The sequence below is a fragment of the Streptomyces lanatus genome (genome assembly GCF_014655715.1).
Lineage (GTDB): Bacteria > Actinomycetota > Actinomycetes > Streptomycetales > Streptomycetaceae > Streptomyces > Streptomyces lanatus.
This window is the reverse complement of record NZ_BNBM01000006.1, coordinates 114,877-137,221: the sequence shown is the minus strand read 5'-3', so window position 1 is coordinate 137,221 and position 22,345 is coordinate 114,877. Positions and strand designations below refer to the sequence as shown.

Annotated in this window: 19 protein-coding genes and 1 pseudogene; 10 read left to right on the top strand and 10 right to left on the bottom strand. The window is 69.8% G+C overall.

Annotated features, from left to right (window positions below; all coding sequences use genetic code 11):
- Positions 1-395 precede the first annotated feature (395 nt).
- The 3 genes from pdhA to IE325_RS18005 are packed head-to-tail and all read left to right on the top strand — an operon-like array spanning position 396 to position 3,964.
- Positions 396-1,580 carry a pyruvate dehydrogenase (acetyl-transferring) E1 component subunit alpha gene (gene pdhA, locus IE325_RS18015; RefSeq protein ID WP_190070965.1) on the top strand — a complete coding sequence of 395 codons (1,185 nt, stop codon included), beginning with the start codon at positions 396-398 and terminating at the stop codon, positions 1,578-1,580.
- A 1-nt stretch (position 1,581) separates the two neighbouring features.
- Positions 1,582-2,559, top strand: coding sequence for an alpha-ketoacid dehydrogenase subunit beta (locus tag IE325_RS18010; RefSeq protein WP_190070964.1), 978 nt, complete (start codon positions 1,582-1,584; stop codon positions 2,557-2,559).
- 10 nt (positions 2,560-2,569) lie between these two features.
- Complete coding sequence (locus tag IE325_RS18005; RefSeq protein ID WP_190070963.1) at positions 2,570-3,964, top strand: dihydrolipoamide acetyltransferase family protein; 1,395 nt, start codon at positions 2,570-2,572, stop codon at positions 3,962-3,964.
- Between the two features lie 62 nt (positions 3,965-4,026).
- Here IE325_RS18005 and IE325_RS18000 read toward each other — a convergent pair whose 3' ends face one another.
- Entirely contained in the window at positions 4,027-4,875 is an 849-nt protein-coding gene (locus IE325_RS18000) for a D-alanyl-D-alanine carboxypeptidase family protein (protein ID WP_190071239.1), read from the bottom strand.
- A 283-nt stretch (positions 4,876-5,158) separates the two neighbouring features.
- On the opposite strand from IE325_RS18000, the gene IE325_RS17995 reads away from it, so the two are divergent.
- The gene (locus IE325_RS17995) at positions 5,159-5,821 is read left to right on the top strand and encodes a GntR family transcriptional regulator (RefSeq protein WP_190070962.1); all 663 of its coding nucleotides are present in this window, start codon (positions 5,159-5,161) and stop codon (positions 5,819-5,821) included.
- Positions 5,818-7,113 carry an MFS transporter gene (locus IE325_RS17990; protein WP_190070961.1) on the top strand — a complete coding sequence of 432 codons (1,296 nt, stop codon included), beginning with the start codon at positions 5,818-5,820 and terminating at the stop codon, positions 7,111-7,113. Before IE325_RS17995 ends, IE325_RS17990 begins: the two co-directional genes overlap by 4 nt.
- Positions 7,114-7,120: 7 nt before the next feature.
- On the opposite strand, the gene IE325_RS17985 is transcribed toward IE325_RS17990, so the two are convergent.
- Together IE325_RS17985 and IE325_RS17980 are read right to left on the bottom strand one after the other, a co-directional pair.
- The gene (locus IE325_RS17985) at positions 7,121-7,888 is read right to left on the bottom strand and encodes an SAM-dependent methyltransferase (RefSeq protein WP_190070960.1); all 768 of its coding nucleotides are present in this window, start codon (positions 7,886-7,888) and stop codon (positions 7,121-7,123) included.
- A 238-nt stretch (positions 7,889-8,126) separates the two neighbouring features.
- On the bottom strand, positions 8,127-8,951 hold the full coding sequence (locus tag IE325_RS17980; RefSeq protein ID WP_190070959.1) for a maleylpyruvate isomerase family mycothiol-dependent enzyme: 825 nt from the start codon (positions 8,949-8,951) through the stop codon (positions 8,127-8,129).
- Positions 8,952-9,141: 190 nt separating this feature from the next.
- On the opposite strand from IE325_RS17980, the gene IE325_RS17975 reads away from it, so the two are divergent.
- The gene (locus tag IE325_RS17975; protein ID WP_190070958.1) at positions 9,142-9,939 is read left to right on the top strand and encodes a carbon-nitrogen family hydrolase; all 798 of its coding nucleotides are present in this window, start codon (positions 9,142-9,144) and stop codon (positions 9,937-9,939) included.
- 10 nt (positions 9,940-9,949) lie between these two features.
- Here IE325_RS17975 and IE325_RS17970 read toward each other — a convergent pair whose 3' ends face one another.
- The 5 genes from IE325_RS17970 to IE325_RS17950 form a co-directional block, all read right to left on the bottom strand.
- Positions 9,950-10,447 (bottom strand): LURP-one-related/scramblase family protein, encoded by a 498-nt coding sequence (locus tag IE325_RS17970; protein ID WP_190070957.1) that lies wholly within the window; start codon positions 10,445-10,447, stop codon positions 9,950-9,952.
- A 66-nt stretch (positions 10,448-10,513) separates the two neighbouring features.
- Entirely contained in the window at positions 10,514-10,762 is a 249-nt protein-coding gene (locus tag IE325_RS17965) for a DUF6458 family protein (RefSeq protein WP_190070956.1), read from the bottom strand.
- Between the two features lie 62 nt (positions 10,763-10,824).
- Positions 10,825-12,123: a M18 family aminopeptidase gene (locus IE325_RS17960; RefSeq protein WP_190070955.1), complete on the bottom strand. Its 1,299-nt coding sequence runs from the start codon at positions 12,121-12,123 to the stop codon at positions 10,825-10,827.
- Between the two features lie 134 nt (positions 12,124-12,257).
- Positions 12,258-14,084: an acyl-CoA dehydrogenase gene (locus tag IE325_RS17955; RefSeq protein WP_190070954.1), complete on the bottom strand. Its 1,827-nt coding sequence runs from the start codon at positions 14,082-14,084 to the stop codon at positions 12,258-12,260.
- Between the two features lie 128 nt (positions 14,085-14,212).
- Positions 14,213-15,043, bottom strand: coding sequence for an intradiol ring-cleavage dioxygenase (locus tag IE325_RS17950; RefSeq protein ID WP_190070953.1), 831 nt, complete (start codon positions 15,041-15,043; stop codon positions 14,213-14,215).
- 120 nt (positions 15,044-15,163) lie between these two features.
- On the opposite strand from IE325_RS17950, the gene IE325_RS17945 reads away from it, so the two are divergent.
- Positions 15,164-15,640, top strand: coding sequence for an SseB family protein (locus IE325_RS17945; protein WP_190070952.1), 477 nt, complete (start codon positions 15,164-15,166; stop codon positions 15,638-15,640).
- 7 nt (positions 15,641-15,647) lie between these two features.
- Here IE325_RS17945 and IE325_RS17940 read toward each other — a convergent pair whose 3' ends face one another.
- Positions 15,648-16,382, bottom strand: coding sequence for a TetR/AcrR family transcriptional regulator C-terminal domain-containing protein (locus IE325_RS17940; protein WP_190070951.1), 735 nt, complete (start codon positions 16,380-16,382; stop codon positions 15,648-15,650).
- Between the two features lie 145 nt (positions 16,383-16,527).
- Here IE325_RS17940 and IE325_RS17935 point away from each other — a divergent pair, with 145 nt between their 5' ends.
- From IE325_RS17935 to IE325_RS17925, 3 genes and pseudogenes are all read left to right on the top strand, one after another.
- The gene (locus IE325_RS17935; protein WP_190070950.1) at positions 16,528-18,018 is read left to right on the top strand and encodes an MFS transporter; all 1,491 of its coding nucleotides are present in this window, start codon (positions 16,528-16,530) and stop codon (positions 18,016-18,018) included.
- Between the two features lie 187 nt (positions 18,019-18,205).
- A pseudogene (locus tag IE325_RS17930) lies at positions 18,206-18,913 on the top strand (pirin family protein); the annotation flags it as partial.
- 112 nt (positions 18,914-19,025) lie between these two features.
- Complete coding sequence (locus tag IE325_RS17925; RefSeq protein ID WP_190070949.1) at positions 19,026-20,102, top strand: AI-2E family transporter; 1,077 nt, start codon at positions 19,026-19,028, stop codon at positions 20,100-20,102.
- Here the strand turns inward: IE325_RS17925 and IE325_RS17920 are convergent.
- Positions 20,054-22,204 (bottom strand): SpoIIE family protein phosphatase, encoded by a 2,151-nt coding sequence (locus IE325_RS17920; protein ID WP_190070948.1) that lies wholly within the window; start codon positions 22,202-22,204, stop codon positions 20,054-20,056. The genes IE325_RS17925 and IE325_RS17920 overlap by 49 nt on opposite strands.
- Positions 22,205-22,345: the final 141 nt, after the last annotated feature.

Here is a 22,345-nt window from a genome sequence, read left to right as displayed (position 1 = left end):
ACGGGCTCCAAGCGCGCGTGGCGTTTCCGGACCCGCCGAGAGGCCCCCGCGTGAGACCGGCGTCACACGACTTCGGTGACTACGCTCTCGGCGACTCTTCCCGTGACCTGGGTCACCGATATAACGTGCCGTTGTTCCGGCCCCCTGCAAGGCTGTGACCAGGAGTTGTTCCCGCCTTTCGCGATTTACTTGGATATCCAAGCAAAATCGCAGGTCAGGAGGGGTTTCACAGAAATGTGGAGCACTGGGTAACGTGCCTTTTGCAGGGCGCTCGCCGGGGCACCTGTCACGCCTGTCCCCAACGAGCCGCACCCACCCTGTGCGTCCGTAGGGCTGCAGGTGAGCCGCACTGGCACCCGGCGAACCCGGGATGCCGGACCGACGGAGGAGCACACGTGACCGTGGAGAGCACTGCCGCGCGGAAGTCGCGACGCAGCGCCGGTACCAAGAGCACGGCCGGCAAGACCACAACCGCAAGGAAGACGCCGAGCAGCACGGACCCCGAGCTGGTGCAGCTGCTGACGCCCGAGGGCAAGCGCGTCAAGAACGCCGAGTACGACAAGTACGTCGCCGGCATCACCCCCGACGAGCTCCGCGGCCTCTACCGCGACATGGTGCTCACCCGACGCTTCGACGCCGAGGCCACCTCCCTGCAGCGCCAGGGCGAGCTGGGCCTGTGGGCGTCACTGCTCGGCCAGGAGGCCGCCCAGATCGGCTCCGGCCGCGCCACCCGCGAGGACGACTACGTCTTCCCGACCTACCGTGAGCACGGCGTGGCCTGGTGCCGCGGCGTCGACCCCACCAACCTGCTGGGCATGTTCCGCGGCGTGAACAACGGCGGCTGGGACCCCAACAGCAACAACTTCCAGCTCTACACGATCGTCATCGGCTCCCAGACGCTGCACGCCACCGGCTACGCCATGGGCATCGCCAAGGACGGCGCCGACAGCGCGGTCATCGCCTACTTCGGCGACGGCGCGAGCAGCCAGGGCGACGTGGCCGAGTCCTTCACCTTCTCCGCGGTCTACAACGCGCCCGTGGTGTTCTTCTGCCAGAACAACCAGTGGGCGATCTCCGAGCCGACCGAGAAGCAGACCCGCGTGCCGCTCTACCAGCGCGCACAGGGCTACGGCTTCCCCGGCGTCCGCGTCGACGGCAACGACGTCCTGGCCTGTCTGGCCGTGACGAAGTGGGCGCTGGAGCGCGCCCGCGCCGGCGAGGGCCCGACGCTGGTCGAGGCGTACACGTACCGCATGGGCGCCCACACCACCTCCGACGACCCGACGAAGTACCGCGCCGACGAGGAGCGCGAGGCCTGGGAGGCGAAGGACCCGATCCTGCGCGTTCGCCGGTACCTGGAGGCTTCAAACCACGCGGACGAGGGATTTTTCGCGGAACTGGAGGCCGAGAGCGAGGCGTTGGGCAAACGAGTGCGCGAAGCGGTCCGCGCCATGCCTGACCCGGACCACTTCGCCATCTTCGAGAACGTGTACGCGGACGGGCATGCGCTCGTCGACGAGGAGCGCGCCCAGTTCGCCGCCTACCAGGCGTCGTTCGCGGACGTAGAGGGGGGTCACTGAGATGGCGGAGAAGATGGCTCTCGCCAAGGCGATCAACGAGTCGCTGCGCCGCGCCCTGGACTCGGACCCCAAGGTCCTCATCATGGGCGAGGACGTCGGCAAGCTCGGCGGCGTCTTCCGGGTGACGGACGGCCTGCAGAAGGACTTCGGCGACAGCCGCGTCATCGACACCCCGCTCGCCGAGTCCGGCATCGTCGGCACCGCGATCGGCCTGGCCCTGCGCGGCTACCGCCCGGTCGTGGAGATCCAGTTCGACGGCTTCGTCTTCCCGGCCTACGACCAGATCGTCACCCAGCTCGCGAAGATGCACGCCCGCTCCCTGGGCAAGGTCAAGCTGCCGGTCGTCGTGCGTATCCCCTACGGCGGCGGCATCGGCGCGGTCGAGCACCACTCGGAGTCCCCCGAGGCGCTCTTCGCGCATGTGGCGGGCCTGAAGATCGTGTCGCCGTCCAACGCCTCCGACGCGTACTGGATGATGCAGCAGGCCATCCAGAGCGACGACCCGGTGATCTTCTTCGAGCCCAAGCGGCGCTACTGGGACAAGGGCGAGGTCAACACCGAAGCGATCCCCGGTCCGCTGCACAAGGCGCGCGTCGTCCGCGAGGGCACCGACCTCACGCTGGCCGCGTACGGCCCGATGGTGAAGCTCTGCCAGGAGGTCGCCGCCGCGGCCGCCGAGGAGGGCCGGAACCTGGAGGTCCTGGACCTGCGCTCGGTCTCCCCCCTCGACTTCGACTCCATCCAGGCGTCGGTCGAGAAGACCCGCCGTCTGGTCGTGGTCCATGAGGCGCCGGTGTTCTTCGGTTCGGGCGCGGAGATCGCCGCCCGGATCACGGAGCGCTGCTTCTACCATCTGGAGGCCCCGGTGCTGCGGGTGGGCGGATACCACGCCCCGTATCCGCCGGCGCGTCTGGAGGAGGAGTACCTGCCGGGCCTGGACCGGGTGCTCGACGCCGTCGACCGTGCCCTGGCGTACTGAGGAGAGGGACGTGACGACGATGACTGAAGCGTCCTTGCGCGAGTTCAAGATGCCCGATGTGGGCGAGGGACTCACCGAGGCGGAGATCCTCAAGTGGTACGTCCAGCCGGGCGACACGGTCACCGACGGCCAGGTGGTGTGCGAGGTCGAGACGGCCAAGGCGGCCGTGGAACTGCCCATCCCCTACGACGGGGTGGTCCGTGAGCTGCACTTCCCCGAGGGCACGACGGTGGACGTCGGTACGGCGATCATCGCGGTGGACGTGGCGGGCGGGGCGGCCCCGGTCGCCCCGGAGCCTTCGGTAGAGGCCCCGGCCGAGGAGCCCAAGGCCGAGGGCACGGGCCGCCAGCCCGTGCTGGTCGGCTACGGCGTGGCCCAGACCTCGACCAAGCGCCGCCCGCGCAAGGGGGCCGACGTTCCGCGCCAGGAGCCCGCGGCCCAGGCCGTCCAGGCCGAGCTGAACGGCCACGCTCCCTCGGAAGCGGTGACGCCGCCCCGGCCGCTGGCCAAGCCGCCGGTCCGCAAGCTGGCGAAGGACCTGGGCGTCGACCTGACGACGGTCACTCCCACCGGCCCGGACGGCATCATCACCCGCGAGGACGTCCACGCGGCGGTGGCCCCGCCGGCCGCCGAGCCGGTGCCCCAGGCCGCCCCGGTCGCCGTGCCCACGGCCGCCCCCGCGCCGGTGGCCGCCTACGACACGGCGCGTGAGACCCGTATCCCGGTCAAGGGCGTCCGCAAGGCGACGGCCGCGGCGATGGTCGGCTCGGCGTTCACGGCACCGCATGTCACGGAGTTCGTGACGGTGGACGTGACGCGCACGATGAAGCTGGTCGAGGAGCTCAAGGAGGACAAGGAGTTCGCGGGCCTGCGCGTGAACCCCTTGCTGCTCATCGCCAAGGCCCTGCTGGTCGCGATCCGGCGCAACCCTGACGTCAACGCGTCCTGGGACGAGGCCAACCAGGAGATCGTGCGGAAGCACTACGTCAACCTGGGCATCGCCGCGGCGACCCCGCGCGGCCTGATCGTCCCGAACATCAAGGACGCCCAGGCCAAGACGCTTCCGCAACTGTCCGAGGCGCTCGGCGAGTTGGTGTCGACGGCTCGGGAGGGGAAGACCACCCCGGCGGCGATGCAGGGGGGCACGGTCACCATCACCAACGTCGGCGTCTTCGGCGTCGACACCGGCACCCCGATCCTCAACCCCGGCGAGTCCGCGATCCTCGCGGTCGGCGCGATCAAGCTCCAGCCGTGGGTCCACAAGGGCAAGGTCAAGCCGCGTCAGGTCACCACCCTGGCGCTGAGCTTCGACCACCGCCTGGTCGACGGTGAGCTGGGCTCCAAGGTCCTCGCCGATGTGGCGGCGATCCTGGAGCAGCCGAAGCGGCTGATCACCTGGGCGTAAGCACAGCGAAAGGGCGGCCACTCCGACGAGTGGCCGCCCCTTTGCGTAGGTCGTGACGAGGGTCAGCTGATGCGGGCGTACCCGTAGTTGATCAGCTTCTTCACATCGGCCGTGCGGTTGGCCTCGGAGGAGGCGGTGAGGACCGCGCCCATCACCGACTCGCCGTTGACCGTGGCGGCGAAGACCAGGCAGTACTTGGCCTCCGTGCCGGAGCCGGTCTTGATGCCGAGCGTGCCGTTCCAGCCGAGCAGGGCGTTGGTGTTCTTCCAGGCCGCCATGGTGCGGGTGGCGCCGGTCTTGGTGATCGTCTTGGCCGTGTACGACTTCGTCTTCACGACGGACTTGAACGTGGCGCTCTTCATCGTGCTCCGCGCGAGCTTGGTGAGGTCGCGGGGCGTCGAGTAGTTGGCGCCATTGCTTATGCCGTCGAACGAATCGAAGTGCGTGTTGGTCATGCCCAGGCTCCTGGCCATGGTGTTCATCTTGCCGATGAAGTTGGCCGTGCGAGCCTTGACCGTCGTACCGGAGCCGAACTTGTCGGCGAGCGCCATCGCGGCGTCACAGCCCGACGGAAGCATCATCCCGTAGAGCAGCTGGCGGACGGTGACCTTGTCGCCGACGATGAGCCGGGCCGACGAGGCGCCCTTGGAGACGATGTAGTCGCTGACCTCCTTCCGGATCGTCACCTTGGTGTCCAGGTTCAGGTTCGTCTGCGAGAGCACGACCTTGGCGGTCATGATCTTCGTGGTGGAGGCGGTGAGCCTCTTGGTGTCCGCGGCCTTGGTGAACAGGGTCGCGCCGGTCGAGCCGTTCATCACATACCCGCCCTTGGCGGTGATGGTGGGCGTCGTCACGGCCTGCGCGGGCGCCGCGGTGAGGGCTCCGGTGGCGAGCACGGCGCCGGTCGTCATGGCGACGGCTGCGGCTCTGCGGATACGGAAGCCCTTGGTGGCGGTTATCAACTGAAATACCCCGATTGCTTCGAAATGCCCCGACAGTGCGGCCAAGTTGGAAAGGGGAAGAACAGTGGGGCCGCACGTGTGTGACACGTAAGTAGCACAGAAGGTTGTGCAACTGCTGGGTCGAATGTCGCTTCTTCGCGCGAGGATTCCTAAAGATTCAACAAAGCGCCGGGGCGGTCCGGATGGTGGACGGATCCCCGGCTTGCGTACGTGTTGTATCTATGATGTGCGCATGCCTTCCGCGCCACCCGCACCTGTCAAGCAGCCCCCCGCCGCCGACCGCGTCTACACCCACGTCAAACAGGGTGTCCTGGACCGCCGTTACGAAGGCGGCACGCTGCTCACCGAGGGCGAGCTGGCCGAGGCCGTAGGGGTCTCGCGCACCCCGGTGCGGGAGGCGCTGCTGCGCCTGGAGGTCGAGGGGCTGATCAAGCTCTACCCGAAGAAGGGCGCCCTGGTCCTGCCGGTCTCCGCGCAGGAGATCAAGGACGTCGTGGAGACGCGGCTGCTCGTCGAGGAGCATGCGGCGCGCAAGGCCGTCCCCGCGCCCCCCGGACTCATCGAGCGCCTCCAGGAACTTCTCACCCGACAGAAGGAACAGGCAGCGGCCGGCGATCTCGCCGCGGCCGCCGTCACCGACCGCTGCTTCCACGCCGAGATCGTCCGCAGCGGCGGCAACGAGATCCTGTCCCGGCTCTACGACCAACTCCGCGACCGGCAGCTGCGCATGGGCGTCGCCGTCATGTACTCCCACCCCGACCGCATCGCCAAGACCCTCACCGAGCACGAGGAGATCCTCCGGGCCCTGCGCTCCGGCGACGCCGAGGCGGCCGTCGGCATGGTCCACCGGCACATCGACTGGTTCTCGCACCTCGCACGGGGTGAGGAGCGATGAGGTCCGCCGCGCTCCCCGGCGACCCGCCGGGCGGCCGCCGCGCCGTCGCCGTCTGGGGCATAGGCGTCTCGGTCTACTTCGTCGCCGTCATCTTCCGTACGTCACTGGGGGTCGCGGGACTCGACGCCGCGGACCGCTTCCACGTGGGCGCCTCCGCCCTGTCGACGTTCTCGATCCTCCAACTCCTCGTCTACGCGGGCATGCAGATACCCGTCGGCCTGCTCGTCGACCGGCTCGGCACCAAGAAGGTGCTGGCCATCGGCACGGTGCTGTTCACCGTGGGCCAACTCGGCTTCGCCTTCTCCCCGTCGTACGGCACCGCCCTCGCCTCCCGCGCCCTGCTGGGCTGCGGCGACGCGATGACGTTCATCAGCGTGCTGCGGCTCGGCGGGCGCTGGTTCCCGGCCCGCCGGGGCCCGCTGATAGCCCAGCTCGCGGGCCTGGCGGGCATGGCCGGCAACCTCGTCTCCACCCTGGTGCTGGCCCGGCTGCTGCACGGCGTGGGCTGGACGACGGCGTTCGCCGGCAGCGCGGGCGCGGGGGCGGTCGTACTCGTCCTGCTGCTCCTGTTCCTGAAGGACCACCCCGAGGGACACGAACCGGAACCCCTCCCGCACCAGGGCGCGGCATACGTACGACGCCAGATAGCCGCGTCCTGGCGGGAGCCCGGCACGCGGTTGGGGCTTTGGGTCCACTTCACGACGCAGTTCCCGGCGATGGTGTTCTTGCTGCTGTGGGGACTGCCGTTCCTGGTCGAGGCGCAGGGGCTGTCCCGGGCGGCGGCCGGTGAACTCCTCACTCTCGTCGTCCTGTCCAACATGGTCGTGGGTCTCGTCTACGGCCAGGTCGTCGCCCGGCACCACGAGGCGCGGCTGCCGCTGGCGCTCGGGACCGTGTCGGCGACCGCCGTGGTGTGGGCGACGACGCTGGTCTGGCCCGGCGACACCGCGCCGATGTGGCTGCTGATCGTGCTGTGCACGGTGCTCGGGGCGTGCGGGCCGGCCTCCATGCTCGGCTTCGACTTCGCGCGCCCGGCGAATCCGCCGGAGCGTCAGGGGACGGCGTCCGGGATCACCAACATGGGTGGTTTCGTGGCCTCGATGACCACGTTGTTCGCGGTCGGTGTGCTGCTGGACGCCACGGGTGGCGACTATGCCGTGGCCTTCTCGGTGGTGTTCGTCCTCCAGGCCCTCGGCGTCAGCCAGATTCTGCGGCTGCGGAAGCGGGCGGCGCGCAGGGAGCGGGAACGGCTGGTGGCCAGCAGGGTGGAGACGGTGCACGTCCCCGTGTGACGGCTCCTCAGCGGGTGACCGGGACGAGGGTGAGATACGCCAGTCCCAGCACTCCTCGATAGCTCATCCACTGGGCGCGGTGGCGGTCGAGGCGGTCGCGGGTCTCGGCGGCGAGGGGGTGGTCCGGGTGCTGGGCCAGCCATACCTCGACGTCCGCCTGGTACGCCGACTCGAACTCCTCCCATTCGTCCAAGCTCGCCGTCTCCGTCCACTCCGGGCGGAAGCCCGCGGCGACGGTGAGGTCGAGAAGGGTGGCGAGGTCGTGGTGGTCGGTCGCCGCGGCGTTCGGCCACATGCCGGAGAGTTCGGTGGGGGTCGGGGGGCGTTGCCAGAAGCCTTCACCGAGCAGGACGCGGCCGTCGTCGGTGACCAGGCGGCGTAGTTCGGTCAGGGCCTCGGTGGTGTGGTGGGGCGGGGTGGCTGTGCTGAGGGCCTGGCTTGCTCCTACGCAGAGGACCAGGTCGGCGGGGCCGCGGGTGGATTTGATGGCCGACTCGTTGACGAATTCGGCTCGTTGCTGGAGTCCTCTGGATTCGGCGTTCTGGCGGGCGCGGGTGAGGTCGTCGGAGTTGATGTCTATGCCGATGCCTGTGGCTTCGGGGGCTGCGGTGAGGATGCGCAGCATCAACTCGGACCAGCCGCAGCCGATGTCGAGGATGGTGGTGGGGGTGGTGGGGGTGGTTCGGGTGAGGCGGTGGACGAGGTTTTGTGCGCGGGCCTCGGAGAGGGGGCTGTGGAAGGTGAGGCGGGTCAGGCGGGGTGGGGTGTTGGTCACGGATGGACGGTAGTGGTGGGTGGGTGGCGGGCGACAGCGATTTCTCGCCCCCGCCGCCCCTACCCGTCCCGTCCTCCAGGGGCTCCGCCCCTTCGACCCCACTGGGGCTGCCGCCCCAGACCCCGCTCCGGCCCTGAAGGGGCCTTGTCCTCAAACGCCGGACGGGCTGAGATTGCCTGGACCGGCGTTGAGAGGTGCAGGTCGCTCTGAAAGTGACCGCCCGCCTCCGCCCGTGTCGCTACTGCGTCACCGTGAAGTGGCGCAGGATCGCCGTGGTCAGGGCTGTGTCGCCCTCTGCCTTCACCCGGTCCGCCGCCGCTTCCGGCGTGACGCGGCCGCAGGCCAGGCGGAAGTAGGTTTCCCAGTCGAGGGTGAGGGTGGCGGCGGGGCCGAGGGCGGGGGCTGTTTCGAGGGTGCCGCGGCCCTGGATGTCGATGCGGATCGTGCGGAGGAACTCGATCGGGCCGTGGACGTCGAAGACGATCGCCGAGCTGCGGGGGGCGTCGGCCTTGGCGGCGACGATCTCGGGCAGCTGGGCGAGGAGGTGGTCACGGGCGATGTGCGCGCCGGGGGAGTCGAGGTTGCCGGGGCGGCCGAGGGCGGTGCGCAGGTCCTGCTCGTGCACCCAGACGTCGAAGGCGTGGCCCCGCATGGACTCTTCGAGGGTGATCTCCGTGCCGAGCGCGCCGCGTACCTTGGTGCCGGGGTCGCGGGACTCGTTCCGCAGCTGGCGGTTGCGGCGGATGATCGTGTACTCCAGCTCGGACGTCATCTCCGGCGCCGTGTGATGACGGCGGACGTCGACCTGCATCTCCATATAGCGCTGGTGGTCATTGGTGACGTGGAAGAGGTCGCGCGGGAGGGTGTGGATCGGGCGCGGGTCGCCGAGCATCTCGCAGTCCAGGCCGATGACATGGGAGACGATGTCACGGACCGACCAGCCGGGGCATGGGGTGCGCCGATTCCACTCGCCCTCCACCAGCGGCGTCACCAGCTCGGATATCGCTTCGATGGAGTGGGTCCAGGCGTCGGCGTAGGGCTGGAGGGTGGGATGCAGACTCACGGAACGGGACCCCTCGGCGGTTGGTACGTCGGTACGCGGGCAGGTTGTGGCGTCGTTGCCAGTGGGAGGTGGCGGCTGTCGGCGGGTGTCTTGAAACGCTAAGTTACGCTGCTGTGCGGCACCCCGGCAGTGCTTTCGTGTGACGATCGTAGGCCCGTATGGACGGCTCGAATGCCAGGACGGTGGTAGTGTGCGCGCCTCTCTGCTCCAGATCGACGTCAACGAGGGCGAATCGGTCGAATCGCGCCGGGGGCGCGTGGCCTCGCTCGTGAAAGAACAGGCTGGGGCCGCCGACCTCGTCGTCCTGCCGGAGCTGTGGACCACCGGCGCCTTCGCCTACGAGGCGTTCGCCGATGAGGCCGAGCCGCTCGAAGGGCCTACCTGTGAAGTGATGGGGAAGGCCGCGAGCGACGCGGGGGTGTGGCTGCACGCGGGCTCCATTCCCGAGCGGGACCCTGACGGGCCGCTCTACAACACCTCGCTCGTCTTCTCCCCCTCCGGTGAGCTGGCCGCCGCCTACCGCAAGATCCATCGGTTCGGCTTCGACAAGGGCGAGGCCGTGCTGATGAGCGCGGGGGAGGAGTTGGTGACGGTCCGTCTTCCGGAGACCGTCCTGGGCCTGGGCACCTGCTACGACCTCCGTTTCCCCGAACTCTTCCGCGGTCTCGTCGACGCCGGCGCCGAGACCCTCGTCGTCCCGGCGGGCTGGCCGGAGCGCCGCCGGGCGCACTGGACGCTGCTGGCTCAGGCGCGGGCGGTGGAGAACCAGGCGTTCGTGCTCGCCTGTGGAACGGCCGGGACGCACGCCGGAGTTCCGCAGGCCGGTCACTCGATCGTGGTCGATCCGTGGGGCGAGGTGCTGGCGCAGGCGGGTGCGGGGGAGCAGGTCCTCACCGTGGAGTTCGACCCGGGGAAGGTAGCGGTGACACGGGATCAGTTCCCCGCGCTGAAGGACCGGGTGCTGGGCCTGGCGCCACCGCGTCACTGACGCACGGGCCTCAGTCGTCCTTCCGTTCCTTCTCCGCCAGGTGGATCACACACACCGCCACCGCGATCAGCAGCGCCGGATCCGCGTCGTCCCGGACGACGTCCACGCCGTAGGTCTCCCGGACGTGCAGCCAGCGCCGGGAGACGACGGCCAGCAGTTCGCCGTCGTACTCGATGGCGAACTCCCGGTCGAGGATCTTGCCGCTGACGTCGAGTTCGGTGCTGCCGTCGGCCAGGGCCACCCGGTAGTGGTTGCGCAGCAGGGACAGGCGTTTGCGGCGGATCGTGGCGAGCGGCGCGCCGCCCCGCTCGATCACCATCGTGTCGCGCAGGGCGAGCATCTTCTGGTGGATGTCGATGACGACATGCCCCTGGGTGTCCTTCAGCTCGAAGGTGTCCCGCAGCCGCATCGCCTTGCCGTCGACGAGGAACACCTTGTTGCCCCGGTCGTCCTCGATCCAGTAGTCGTCACCGAAGCCGAGGAGCCGGTCGCGTACGAGGAATCTCATGCACGAGGGGTTCCCCGCCGCCCGGTCCGAAACGCCGTCTGTAGGCCGACGGACTGAGCCCGCCCCTCAGGCCCCGTAACCGTCGCTGTACCCGTCCCGCCGATGACGGTGCTCGTCCTCGACGACCGGCGTCGCGGGCGGTACCACCACGCGCCTGCGCCGGGCGATGCTGCTGAACGTCGTGACGCCGATCAGTCCGACGATCATCAGGATGACGCCGACCAGGTCGAGATTGACTCCCTCCATGTCCCAGTCGGTCGCGAACGTGAGGATGGCTCCTACGGCGATGAGGATGATGCACCCGCCGAGGCCCATGAGTTGTCGCCTCCCTGTCCGGTCCGATTCCGGTCGGGGGCGGGTACCCCGGGCGTTCGGAACTACCCCTCCAGGAACGCCACCAGCGCGTTCGCCAGCAGCCACGGGTCGTCCACGCCGCACAGTTCGCGGGCGCTGTGCATCGACAGGATGGCCACGCCGATGTCGACCGTCTTGATGCCGTGCCGGGCGGCGGTGATCGGGCCGATGGTGGTGCCGCAGGGCATGGAGTTGTTGGAGACGAAGGACTGGAAGGGGACGTCCGCCCGCTCGCAGGCCGCCGCCCAGACCGCGCGGCCCGAACCGTCGGTCGCGTAGCGGTTGTTGACGTTGACCTTGAGGATCGGTCCGCCGTTGACGCGGGGGTGATGCGTCGGGTCGTGGCGCTCGGCGTAGTTGGGGTGGACGGCGTGGCCGGTGTCGGAGGAGAGACAGACGGTGCCCGCGAAGGCACGGGCCCGGTCCTCGTACGACCCTCCGCGCGCGAACACCGAACGCTCCAGGACGCTGCCGAGCAGCGGCCCGTCCGCGCCGGTGTCGCTCTGCGAGCCGTTCTCCTCGTGGTCGAAGGCGGCGAGGACGGGGATGTACGGCAGTCCGCCGCCCGTGGCGGACACCGCGGCGAGGGCCGCCGTGCCCGCGTGGACCGACAGCAGGTTGTCCATGCGCGGACCGGCGAGGAGCTCCTTGTCCCGGCCCAGGTACGCGGGCGGTTCGACGGAGTGGACCATCAGGTCCCAGCCCGTCACCTCGCCCGCCGCGAGACCGGCCGTCTCCTCCACGAAGGCGATCAGGTCGCCGTCGCGCACATCGCCGCCCAGGCCCCACACGGGCTGCAGATGCCGCTGCTTGTCGAGCTTGAGTCCCTCCGCGGAGACCGAGCGGTCCAGGTGGATGGCGAGCTGGGGGACGCGCAGCAGCGGGCGGTCCACGTTCACCAGGCGCGTCGAGCCGTCCCGCAGCGTCACCCGGCCCGCGAGGCCCAGGTCGCGGTCGAGCCAGGAGTTGAGCAGCGGTCCGCCATAGATCTCCACGGCCACCTGGCGCCAGCCGTGCGCCCCGGTGTCGGGCAGGGGCTTCACCCGCAGATTGGGCGAGTCCGTGTGCGCGCCGACGATCCGGAACGGCGTGTGGGGCGCCGCGTCCTCGGGGACGTACCAGGCCACGATCGCGCCACCGCGCAGCACGTACTTGCCCCCGCTCGTCCCGTCCCAGGCGTCCGTCTCCGAGACCTGCCTGAATCCGGCCTTCTCCAGCCGCTCGGCGGCGTTCGCCACGGCGTGGTACGGCGACGGGCTCGCCGCCAGGAAGGACATGAGGTCGTCGGTGTGGCCGCGATCGAAGCGGGGGGGTTCGCTCATGGGGTTCACCTTAACGACGTACGAGGGCCCGCTCCCGGAGAAGGGGAGCGGGCCCTCGTAAGGGCGATGCGGATTGTCCGTGAGTGGGTGGAACGACTGGCCGGAAAGGGGCTGTGATCTCCCCGGCCGTCCGGCTAGAAGGCCGCTTCGTCCAGCTCCATCAGGTCCAGCTCGACACCCTCGGCGAGCTTGCGCGCACCGGTGACGCCCGGCAGGACATTGGCCGCGAAGAACTTCGCCGCCGCGATCTTGCCCTGGTAGAAGGCCTTGTCCTTGGAGGAGGCCGACCCCAGCTTCTCGGCGGCGACCGCGGCGCCCTTGAGGAGCAGGTAGCCGACGACGACGTCACCGGAGGCCAGCAGCAGGCGGGTGGTGTTGAGGCCCACCTTGTAGATGTTCTTGACGTCCTGCTCGGTGGCCGCGAGGTCGGTCAGCATCAGGCCGACGATCGCCTCCAGCTCGACGGCCGCCTTGGCGAGCTGCTCACGGGCCGCGCCCAGCTGCTCGCCGCCCTCGCCGAGCGCCAGGAACTTCTTGATGTCCTCGGCGAGGGAGTTCAGGGCCGCGCCCTGGTTGCGGACGATCTTCCGGAAGAAGAAGTCCTGGCCCTGGATCGCGGTCGTGCCCTCGTACAGGGTGTCGATCTTGGCGTCGCGGATGTACTGCTCGATCGGGTACTCCTGGAGGAACCCGGAGCCGCCGAAGGTCTGCAGCGACTGGGCGAGCTGCTCGTAGCCCTTCTCGGAGCCGTAGCCCTTGACGATCGGCAGGAGCAGGTCGTTGAGCGCGTGCTCGGTCTTGGCGTCCTCGCCGGCCGCCTCCTTCACCGCGATCGCGTCCTGGACGGAGGCGGTGTAGAGGACCAGAGCGCGCATGCCCTCCGCGTACGCCTTCTGCGTCATCAGCGAGCGGCGCACATCGGGGTGGTGGGTGATGGTGACCTTGGGTGCGGCCTTGTCCATGAACTGCGCGAGGTCGGGACCCTGGACGCGCTCCTTGGCGTACTCGAGGGCGTTCAGGTAGCCCGTCGACAGCGTGGAGATCGCCTTCGTGCCGACCATCATGCGGGCGAACTCGATGATGCGGAACATCTGGCGGATGCCCTCGTGCTTGTCGCCGATCAGCCAGCCCTTGGCGGGGTGCTGGTCGCCGAAGGTCATCTCGCAGGTGTTGGAGGCCTTCAGGCCCATCTTGTGCTCGACGTTGGTGGCGTAGACGCCGTTGCGCTCGCCCAGCTCGCCGGTCTCGAAGTCGAAGAGGTACTTCGGGACGAGGAAGAGGGACAGGCCCTTGGTGCCCGGACCGGCACCCTCCGGCCGCGCGAGCACGTAGTGGAGGATGTTCTCCTCCATGTCGTGCTCACCCGAGGTGATGAACCGCTTCACGCCCTCGATGTGCCAGGAGCCGTCCTCCTGCTGGACCGCCTTGGTGCGCCCGGCGCCCACGTCCGAACCGGCGTCCGGCTCGGTCAGCACCATGGTGGAGCCCCAGGTCCGCTCGACCGCGATCTGGGCGATCTTCTTCTGGACGTCATTGCCCTCGTCGTAGAGGATGCCGGCGAACGCCGGGCCGGAGGAGTACATCCACACGGCCGGGTTCGAGCCGAGGATCAGCTCCGCGTACGACCAGATCAGCGACGGCGGGGCGGTGGTGCCGCCGATCGCCTCGGGCAGACCCAGACGCCAGTACTCGGAGTCCATGAACGCCTTGTAGCTCTTCTTGAAGGACGCGGGGACCGGCGCGGTGTTCGTCTCGGGGTCGAAGACCGGCGGGTTGCGGTCGGCGTCCGTGAAGGACTCCGCCAGCTCGTTCTCGGCGAGGCGGGTCAGCTCCTCGAGGATGCTTTTCGCGGTCTCGACGTCCATCTCCTCGAAGGGACCCGTGCCATACAGCTTGTCGCGTCCGAGTACTTCGAAGAGGTTGAACTCGATGTCGCGGAGGTTCGACTTGTAGTGCCCCATGGCGATGACTCCGTAGAGGGATCGGCGAGGCACTTGATCCTCGCGCTAGTTCACGTACCAACAAGTAGCTACGATGATGCTACCCGTCAGTAATAAGACGCAACCCCGATCCGGTCATCTGTGACAGGTCACACCGGAACCGTCAGGGTCGCGGTGTATCCCTCCTCGACGCCGCCCGACATCGTCGCCAGCTGCTGCGTGTAACCGTCGCTGAAGATGCCGTCCGTCTCCAGGGAGAGACGGCTGAGATTCGTCACACTCTGGGTGTAGCCGTCCGTGGCGTACACGGTGTCGCAGGTGTCCTTGGGGAAGGCGAGCTGCGAGGTGCTGGTGATCGACTTCGCCGCCGTGGCGTCGGCCAGGCTGCCGTAGACCTCGAAGTGGATGTGCGGCCAGCGGCCGGTGTAGCAGCCGGGGAAGACGCTCGTGAAGGTGACCTGGCCCTTGTCGTCCGTCTCCTGGACGCCGCGCAGGTAGTTCTCGTCCTTGACGCCGTCCGAGTACAGGGAGTAGTTGCCCTCCCGGTCGCAGTGCCAGAGGTAGACGGCGGCGCCCTTCTTCGGCGTCCCGCAGCCGGAGGCGGCGTCCACGACCGTGAGCGTGACGGTCAGGGGCACGCCCTCGGCGGTGCCGCCCGCGGAGTCGCCGAAGCTGGTGGTGATGTCGCTGCGGACCACGCCGCTCTCCTTGAGGACGTTCACGCCGTTCGAGCCGTCGCCCGGGAAGGGCCCCGCGGTCTCGTCGGGGATGGTCGCGCACTCGGCGGAGGGTGAGGTGCCCTCGGGCGTGCCCTTGGAGGAGGCCGCTTCGGACGTCTTGTCCTCGGAGGTGCAGCCCACCAGCGGGACCAGACCCGCCCCCGCCATCAGCCGGATCATGCGGCGGCGGGCGAGGACGGGAAGGTCGTGGGAGAGCCCCCGGTCGTGCTCGTGGACTTCTTCGGCGTGGTCTCGGCGCATGGACCGACGCTAGGAGGGGCGGCGCCGGGAACCCAGGGGCACACGCTGTCAAGTCGCTGTCGGTTTGCCGGAGCCCCCGTACCGGTCCGCGGCCGGGCCGCTCTCGGTACGCTTGCGCCCATGTACGGCTACGACCAGAACGTCGGTGCACAGCAGGGGTACGCCCAGCCGCAGCAGCCCATGGCAGGTGGCGTCGGCGGCTACGGCCAGCAGCCGCCGCTCTACCCCGAGCCGTCCCCGCCCTCGCTCGCGGACGCGGTGCGCGCCTTCACCACCGGGCAGATGTCCGCCGAGGACTTCCAGCAGGTCTTCGCGACGTCGAAGGTCTACTGCCCGCGCGGCGACAACCCGGGCTTCCTCGCCCTGCACAACACCCAGCAGCCGGTGATCCCGATGTTCACCTCGCTGAAGGAGCTGCGCAGGTACGCGGGCAAGGAGTCCAAGTACTTCGTGATCACCGGCGCCGAGGTGATCGACCTGCTGCCGACCGGCTACGGCTTCGTCCTGGACATGGAGGGCGAGCACCGCATGGTCTTCGACGCGAAGGCCGTGGAGCAGATGGTCGAGTTCGCGATGCGGCGCATGTACGGCGGCTGATCCCGCCTCAGCGGTCCAGCCGTAGCGCCAGGCCGTCCAGGACGACCTCCAGGCCGTACGCGAACTTCTCGTCCCGTACGGCCACCGGGTCTGTCGTGGCCGTCATGACCTCCGCGTAGCCGTCCGCCAGGTGCTCATGCAGCGCCGCCGCCTGCTGGGCGGCCGGCATCAGGCGGGCGATGAAGTCCGCCTCGGTCTCGCCGGAGCGGGCGACCGCGGTGAGCCAGGCGGCCTCCGTGGTGCTCATGCCGATCACGTACGACAGGAGCGTGTCGATCGGGCTGGACGGCTTCGCGAAACCGGCGTCCGCGAACAGCGTCGCCAGCCGCTCGGAGAACGCCATGAGGTTCGGGCCCAGATAGGCGAGGCCCGCCTGTCCGAGCACCGACGACAGCCACGGGTGCCGCAGGGCGGTCGTACGGAACGCCCCGGCCGCCTCGGTGGCGCCCGCGCGCCAGTCGGTGCTGTCCACCGGCGGTACGTGGATCTCGGCGGCGACCTCGTCGACGGCCAGCTCCATCAGCTCGTCCTTGGTGGCGACGTGCCGATAGAGGGAGGCCGCGCCGGCGTTCAGCCTGGTGGCGAGCTTGCGCATGCTCAGTGCCTCGACGCCCTCCGCGTCCAGCATGACGATCGCCTCGCGCACGATCGTGGTGCGGCTGAGCGTGGGTTGGTCGGGCTCGCGCCGGGGGCGGGCCCAGACGGAGGGGATGGGGCTCGGCTTGGTGCTCCTGGCGGCCATCGGCGCTCCTTCACATCCCTGCGTACGACGTTCGCATCGAGCGTACAGGAATGAGGGTTGCGAACGCCGTTCCGCGATGCATACAGTGTTCGCATCGAAGGAACGGTGTTCGCGCATCGCGCACCGGGACCCGGGAGGGGATGTCATGGACGTCAAAGGAACCCGTGATCCACGCCGCTGGTGGATCCTCATCGTGCTCTGCCTGAGCACACTCGTACTGGTCGTCGACAGCATGGCGCTGACCGTCGCGGTGCCCGTGATGACCGGGGAGATCGGGGCGAGCGCGCAGCAGACCCAGTGGATCCTGGACTCCTACATCCTGGTCTTCGCCGGTCTGCTGCTCACCTCCGGCAGCCTGGGCGACCGGTTCGGGCGCCGGAAGGTGATGCTGATCGGGCTGCTGCTCTTCGGGGCGGCCTCGCTGGCCGCGACCTGGTGCACCAACCCTGGTGAGGTCATCGCCGTGCGTGTCGCCATGGGGGTGGGCGGGGCGCTGATCATGCCGTCGACCCTGTCCATCCTCATCACCGTCTTCGACGAGGAGGAGCGCGGCAAGGCGATGGCGGCCTGGAGCTCGGTGTCCATGCTCGGCCTGGTCGGCAGCCCGGTGCTGGGCGGGGTTCTGATCGAGCACTTCTCCTGGCAGTCGATCTTCTTCATCAATGTGCCGATCGTGGCGCTCGCGGTCGTCGCCGGTCTGACGCTGATGCCGGAGTCCAGGGCGCCCTGGCAGAAGGCGGATCCGCTGGGTGCGGTGCTGTCGGCGGTCGGGATGACGGCCCTGGTGTGGTGGATCATCGAGCTTCCGCAGCACGGGGTGTGGACCGTCGCCCTGCCGGTGGCCCTCGTGTCCCTGGCCGGCTTCGTGATCTGGGAGAACGTCACCAAGTCCCCGATGGTCCCGCTGGTGCTGTTCAAGCACCGTGATTTCAGCGGTGGTTCGCTGTCCCTGGCGCTCGTCCAGATCGGCAACGGCGGTCTGCTGCTGGTGCTGACGCAGTATCTGCAGTTCGTGCTGGGCTACTCGCCGATCAAGGCGGGGCTCGCCTTCCTGCCGCTGGCGATCACCGCCCTCATCGGCAACGGCGTGGGCGTCAAGCTCGCCGCCAAGTACGGCAACCGGTGGGTGATCCTCGCGGGGATGCTGGTGATGGTGGCCTGCTTCGCCCTGCTGGCCACGGTCTCGGCGGACTCCGGCTTCACGGTCCCGGCGGTGGCGCTCGGGCTGCTCGGACTCGGCGCTGGTCTGGCGATGCCGGCCGCGGTCGCCGCGCTGATGGGCACGATCCCCGAGGACAAGGCGGGCGTCGGCTCGGCCCTGAACGACACCATCCAGCAGGCCGGCACCGCCCTCGGCATCGCGATCCTGGGTTCGCTGCTCTCCAGCGGCTTCGCGGACCGGATGCCTAAGGGGACGCCGGAAGAGGCCAGGCACTCGATCGCCGGCGCGGTCGCCGGCGGGGACGCCGGGATCGTCGCCGCCGCCCGCGAGGCCTTCACCGCCTCGATGTCGACCACCTTCACGGTCAGCGCGATCGGTGTCGCGGCGGCGGCCGTGCTGGCGACGCTGGTCATGCGGGACGACCGGCGGAAGGACGTCCACACCCCCGAGGAGCAGCACGAACTCGCCGTCTGACCCCATCGGATGGGCTCTTGCTGACACACTGAGCCGCCGCCGAAGCACCGGGTCCTCGTGACGAAGGCCGGCGCCCGCCCCCGGGTGTCGGCCTTCGGCGTGCCCGGTGGGAATGGGTGCCGCGCTTTTCCCGTTAGGGGTGGCAAGAAGTTCAATGCTCAACTAAACTGGACGCACAAGGAGGTACATCGACGGGATCTTCGACCACCAGGACTCCAACGGCGGCGGTGGCACCATCACCAACGGCGACACCCAGTGGATGACGGCGGGCTCGGGCCTGCTGCACATCGAGGCGCCGCCGGAGTCGCTGGTCATGTCCGGCGGTCTCTTCCACGGCCTCCAGCTGTGGGTGAACCTCCCGGCCAAGGACAAGATGATGGCGCCGCGCTACCAGGACATCCGCGGCGGCCATGTCCAGCTGCTCACCTCCCCCGACGGCGGCGCGCTGCTGCGTGTCATCGCCGGTGAGCTGGACGGACACGCCGGTCCCGGTGTCACGCACACGCCGATCACGATGATCCACGCGACCCTCGCGCCGGGCGCGGAGATCACCCTGCCGTGGCGCGAGGACTTCAACGGCCTCGCGTACGTCCTCGCCGGCCGCGGCAGCGTGGGCGCCGAGCGCCGGCCGGTGCACATGGGGCAGACGGCGGTCTTCGGGGACGGCGGTTCGCTGACCGTCCGCGCGGACGAGCAGCAGGACTCGCACACCCCGGACCTGGAGGTCGTCCTCCTCGGCGGGCAGCCGATCCGTGAGCCGATGGCCCACTACGGCCCGTTCGTCATGAACACCAAGGACGAACTGATGCAGGCCTTCGAGGACTTCCAGAAGGGCCGCCTCGGCACCGTCCCGGCGGTGCACGGAATGAGCGAGGGCGGGCCGACGGAGGCCTGATCCCTCCGCGGTGCGACGAGGCCCGGGGCTACACCCGGGCCTCGCCCGTCCCGTCACCCACCCGGTCCGCCCGCGCACGACAGCCCCGCCCCGCGCATGATCCGCTGGAGGCGTGCAGGCCCCCACCCCGCTGCTCCCCGACCCCGTACGGCGCCTCGCCGCCTGGTGCGCCGTCGTGCTGCTCGTCGCCGGGGTCGTCTACGTCGGGATCCGGCTGGCCGTGGAGTTCCGTACGGCCGTGGTGCCCGTGCTGCTCGCCCTGCTGGGCACGGCGCTGCTCGGGCCGCTGCACCGGCGGCTGGTGAAGGCCAAGGTCAACCGATCGGTCGCGGCCGGACTCACCTGCGTCGCCGTGGTGGCCGTCGTCGGCGGGGCCGTGTACATCGTGGTCGCCGCGATCGTGGACAGCGGCGACGAGATCGTCGCGTCGCTCAAACAGGCGGGGCAGGATCTCGCGGACCACTTCGGGGCCGCCGGGACCTCGCTGGAGGACATCGCCTCCAACGCCCGGGAGCTGCTCACCAAGTTCGGCGGGACGGCCGCCTCCGGGGTGCTCAGCGGAGTGAGCGTCGTGGGCGAGACCATCGCCATCGCGGTGCTCGCGCTGCTGCTGGTCTTCTTCTTCCTGCGGGACTCCGACCGGGCCGCGGGCGCCCTGCGGTCCGTCGTTCCGCAGGGGAGCGCGGACGTCGTGGAGGCCATGGCCCGGCGCGCCTTCCGGGCCGTCGAGGGGTTCATGCGGGGCACCACCCTCATCGCCCTCATCGACGCGGTGTGCATCACGGTCGGGCTGCTGATCCTCGACGTGCCCGGCGCGGTCGGGCTCGGCGCGCTCGTCTTCGTCGGCGCCTACATCCCCTACCTCGGCGCGTTCGTCTCCGGAGCCGTCGCCGTGCTGGTCGCGCTCGCCGACCGGGGCTTCGTCGTCGCGCTGTGGGTGCTGGGCGTGGTGCTCGCCGTGCAGGTGCTGGAGGGACATGTGCTGCAGCCCGCGATCCAGAGCCGCACGGTGCAGATGCACCCGGCCCTCGTCATGCTGACGATCACCGCGGGAGCCTCGGTGGCCGGCATCCTCGGCATGCTGCTCGCCGTACCCCTCACCGCCGCCGCCACCGGTGTCGTGCTCGAACTGAGGGAGCTCTACGGCAGCTCCGCGGCACCCGAGCCGACGGCGCCCTCGGACTCGTAGAGCTCGAACCAGATGCTCTTGCCCTCGCCGCGAGGGTCGACGCCCCACGCCTGGGCCAGCAGCTCGATCAGCATCAGACCGCGCCCGGACGACGCCAGTTCGCCGGGGCTGCGCCGGTGCGGCAGATCATCGCTGTTGTCCGTGACCTCCACACGCATCCGGCGATGCCCGGGCTCGCCGCTCACCTCGGCAAGGAGCAGGGCGTCGGCGTCCGTGTGCACCAGGACGTTGGTCAGCGTCTCCGACAGCAGCAGCACCGCCGAGTCGACCTGGTCCTCGCAGGCCCAGTCGTGCAGCAGCTCCCGCAGCTGCTGCCGGGCCACCCCGACCCGCTCCGGCTCGGCCTGCGCGACCGACATCACGGTGCGCCGGACCGCCGGCTGTACGGCCACCGTGTCGTCGCGGCCGCGGCCGTCGTCCTGCCGGGTCAGCAGCAGCACCGCTATGTCGTCCTCGCGCCGGTCGGCGAGCGGGCCGGTGGTGTGGTGGGAGGACGGGCCGTGGACCGCCTGGACGAGGGCGTCGGCCAGCTCCTCCAGATCGCCGTCGTGCTCCTCCAGGATGGTGCGGATGCGTTTCCAGCCGGTGTCCAGGTCATGGCCGCCGGTCTCGATCAGGCCGTCCGTGCAGATCAGCATGGTCTCGCCGGGTTCCAGGGTGATCCTGGTCGTCGGATAGTCGGCGTCCGGGTCGATGCCCAGCGGCAGCCCGCCGGCCGTCGGACGGGCCAGCACCGTGCCGTCGGTCATCCGGATCGCCGGGTCGGGGTGCCCGGCGCGGGCGATGTCCAGCAGCCCGGTCGTGGGGTCGACCTCGACATACAGGCAGGTCGCGAAGCGCAGGTCGGACGGGTCCTCGTCGAGGGCGCCGAACGTCATCCCGTGCAGGAAGCGGGAAGCGCGGGAGAGCACGGCGTCGGGTCGGTGGCCCTCGGAGGCGTAGGCGCGCAGCGCGATGCGCAGCTGGCCCATCAGGCCCGCCGCCCGCACGTCATGGCCCTGGACGTCCCCGATGACCAGCGCGAAGCGCCCGCTGGGCAGCGGGATCATGTCGTACCAGTCGCCGCCGACCTGCAGTCCCCCGCCGGTCGGCACATAGCGCGCGGCGACGCTCATGCCCGGTATCTCGGGGCCCAGCTGGGGCAGCATCGAGCGCTGGAGGCCGTCCGTCAGCTCCCGTGCCGACTCGGTGGCCTCGGCGCGGGAGAGGGCCTGGGCGAGCATGCGGGCCACCGTCGTCAGCACGGACCGTTCATCCGGGGTGAAGGCGACCGGATAGGTGAACGCCGCCATCCAGGCGCCCATCGTGCGGCCCGCCACGGTCAGCGGCAGGAACGCCCAGGACTGCCGGTTGAAGTGCGCGGCGAGCGGCCAGGTCAGCGGGTAGCGGTCCTTGTACTTCTCCGGCGAGGAGAGATAGACGGCCCGGCCGGTGCGGACCACCTCGGCGGCGGGATAGTCCGTCTCCAGGGCCATGTGTGTGAAGGGACCCTCGTCACCGGGCTGATGACCGTGGTGGCCGATGATCGTCAGGCGATCGCCCGTCACCCCGAACACCGCGAGCCCGTCCGGTGAGAAGCCCGGCATCGACAGCCCGGCCGCGACCCGCAGCACCTCCGCCGTCGACCGTGCCTCGGCCAGCGCCCGGCCCGCGTCCAGCAGGAACGCCTCGCGCGAGCGCCGCCAGTCGCCGGTGACCGCCGTACGCCCGGCGGAGGTGCCCGGCACCGGCTCGGTGACCTCCTGGAGGGAGCCCGTCACCTCGTACGACCGTTTCCGCTGGTCGAAGGAGGCGTGGAAGCGGCTGCGGCCGACCCGGACGACCCGGCCCCGCTCGTCCATGATCCGCACCCGTACCTCGCCGAGCGTGCCCTCGGCGACGGCCAGCTGGATCACTCCGCTGATCTCGTTCCAGTCCACCGGATGCAGCCGGGAGCGCACCTGGGCCTGGCTGAGCGTGGCCTGGTCGGCGGGCAGCCCGAGCAGCCGTGCCGCCTCCGCGTCGACCGTGACCAGTCCCGTGGCGGTGTTCCAGTGCCACAGCCCGGTCGCGAGGGCGGCGAGGACCTCCCCCACGGCGGGCAGGGGCTCACCAGTGCGCATGCGCCCACTTTAGGAAGAGGTGATCGCACCCTGCCACCGAAGCTGTACGGGGCACCTGGTCAGTAAAGGTGGGGAGGCGATCTTGGGCTCCCCGGTAGGCTTGGGGAAGTTTCACGTGAAACACGCCCCCCGATCCGCGAA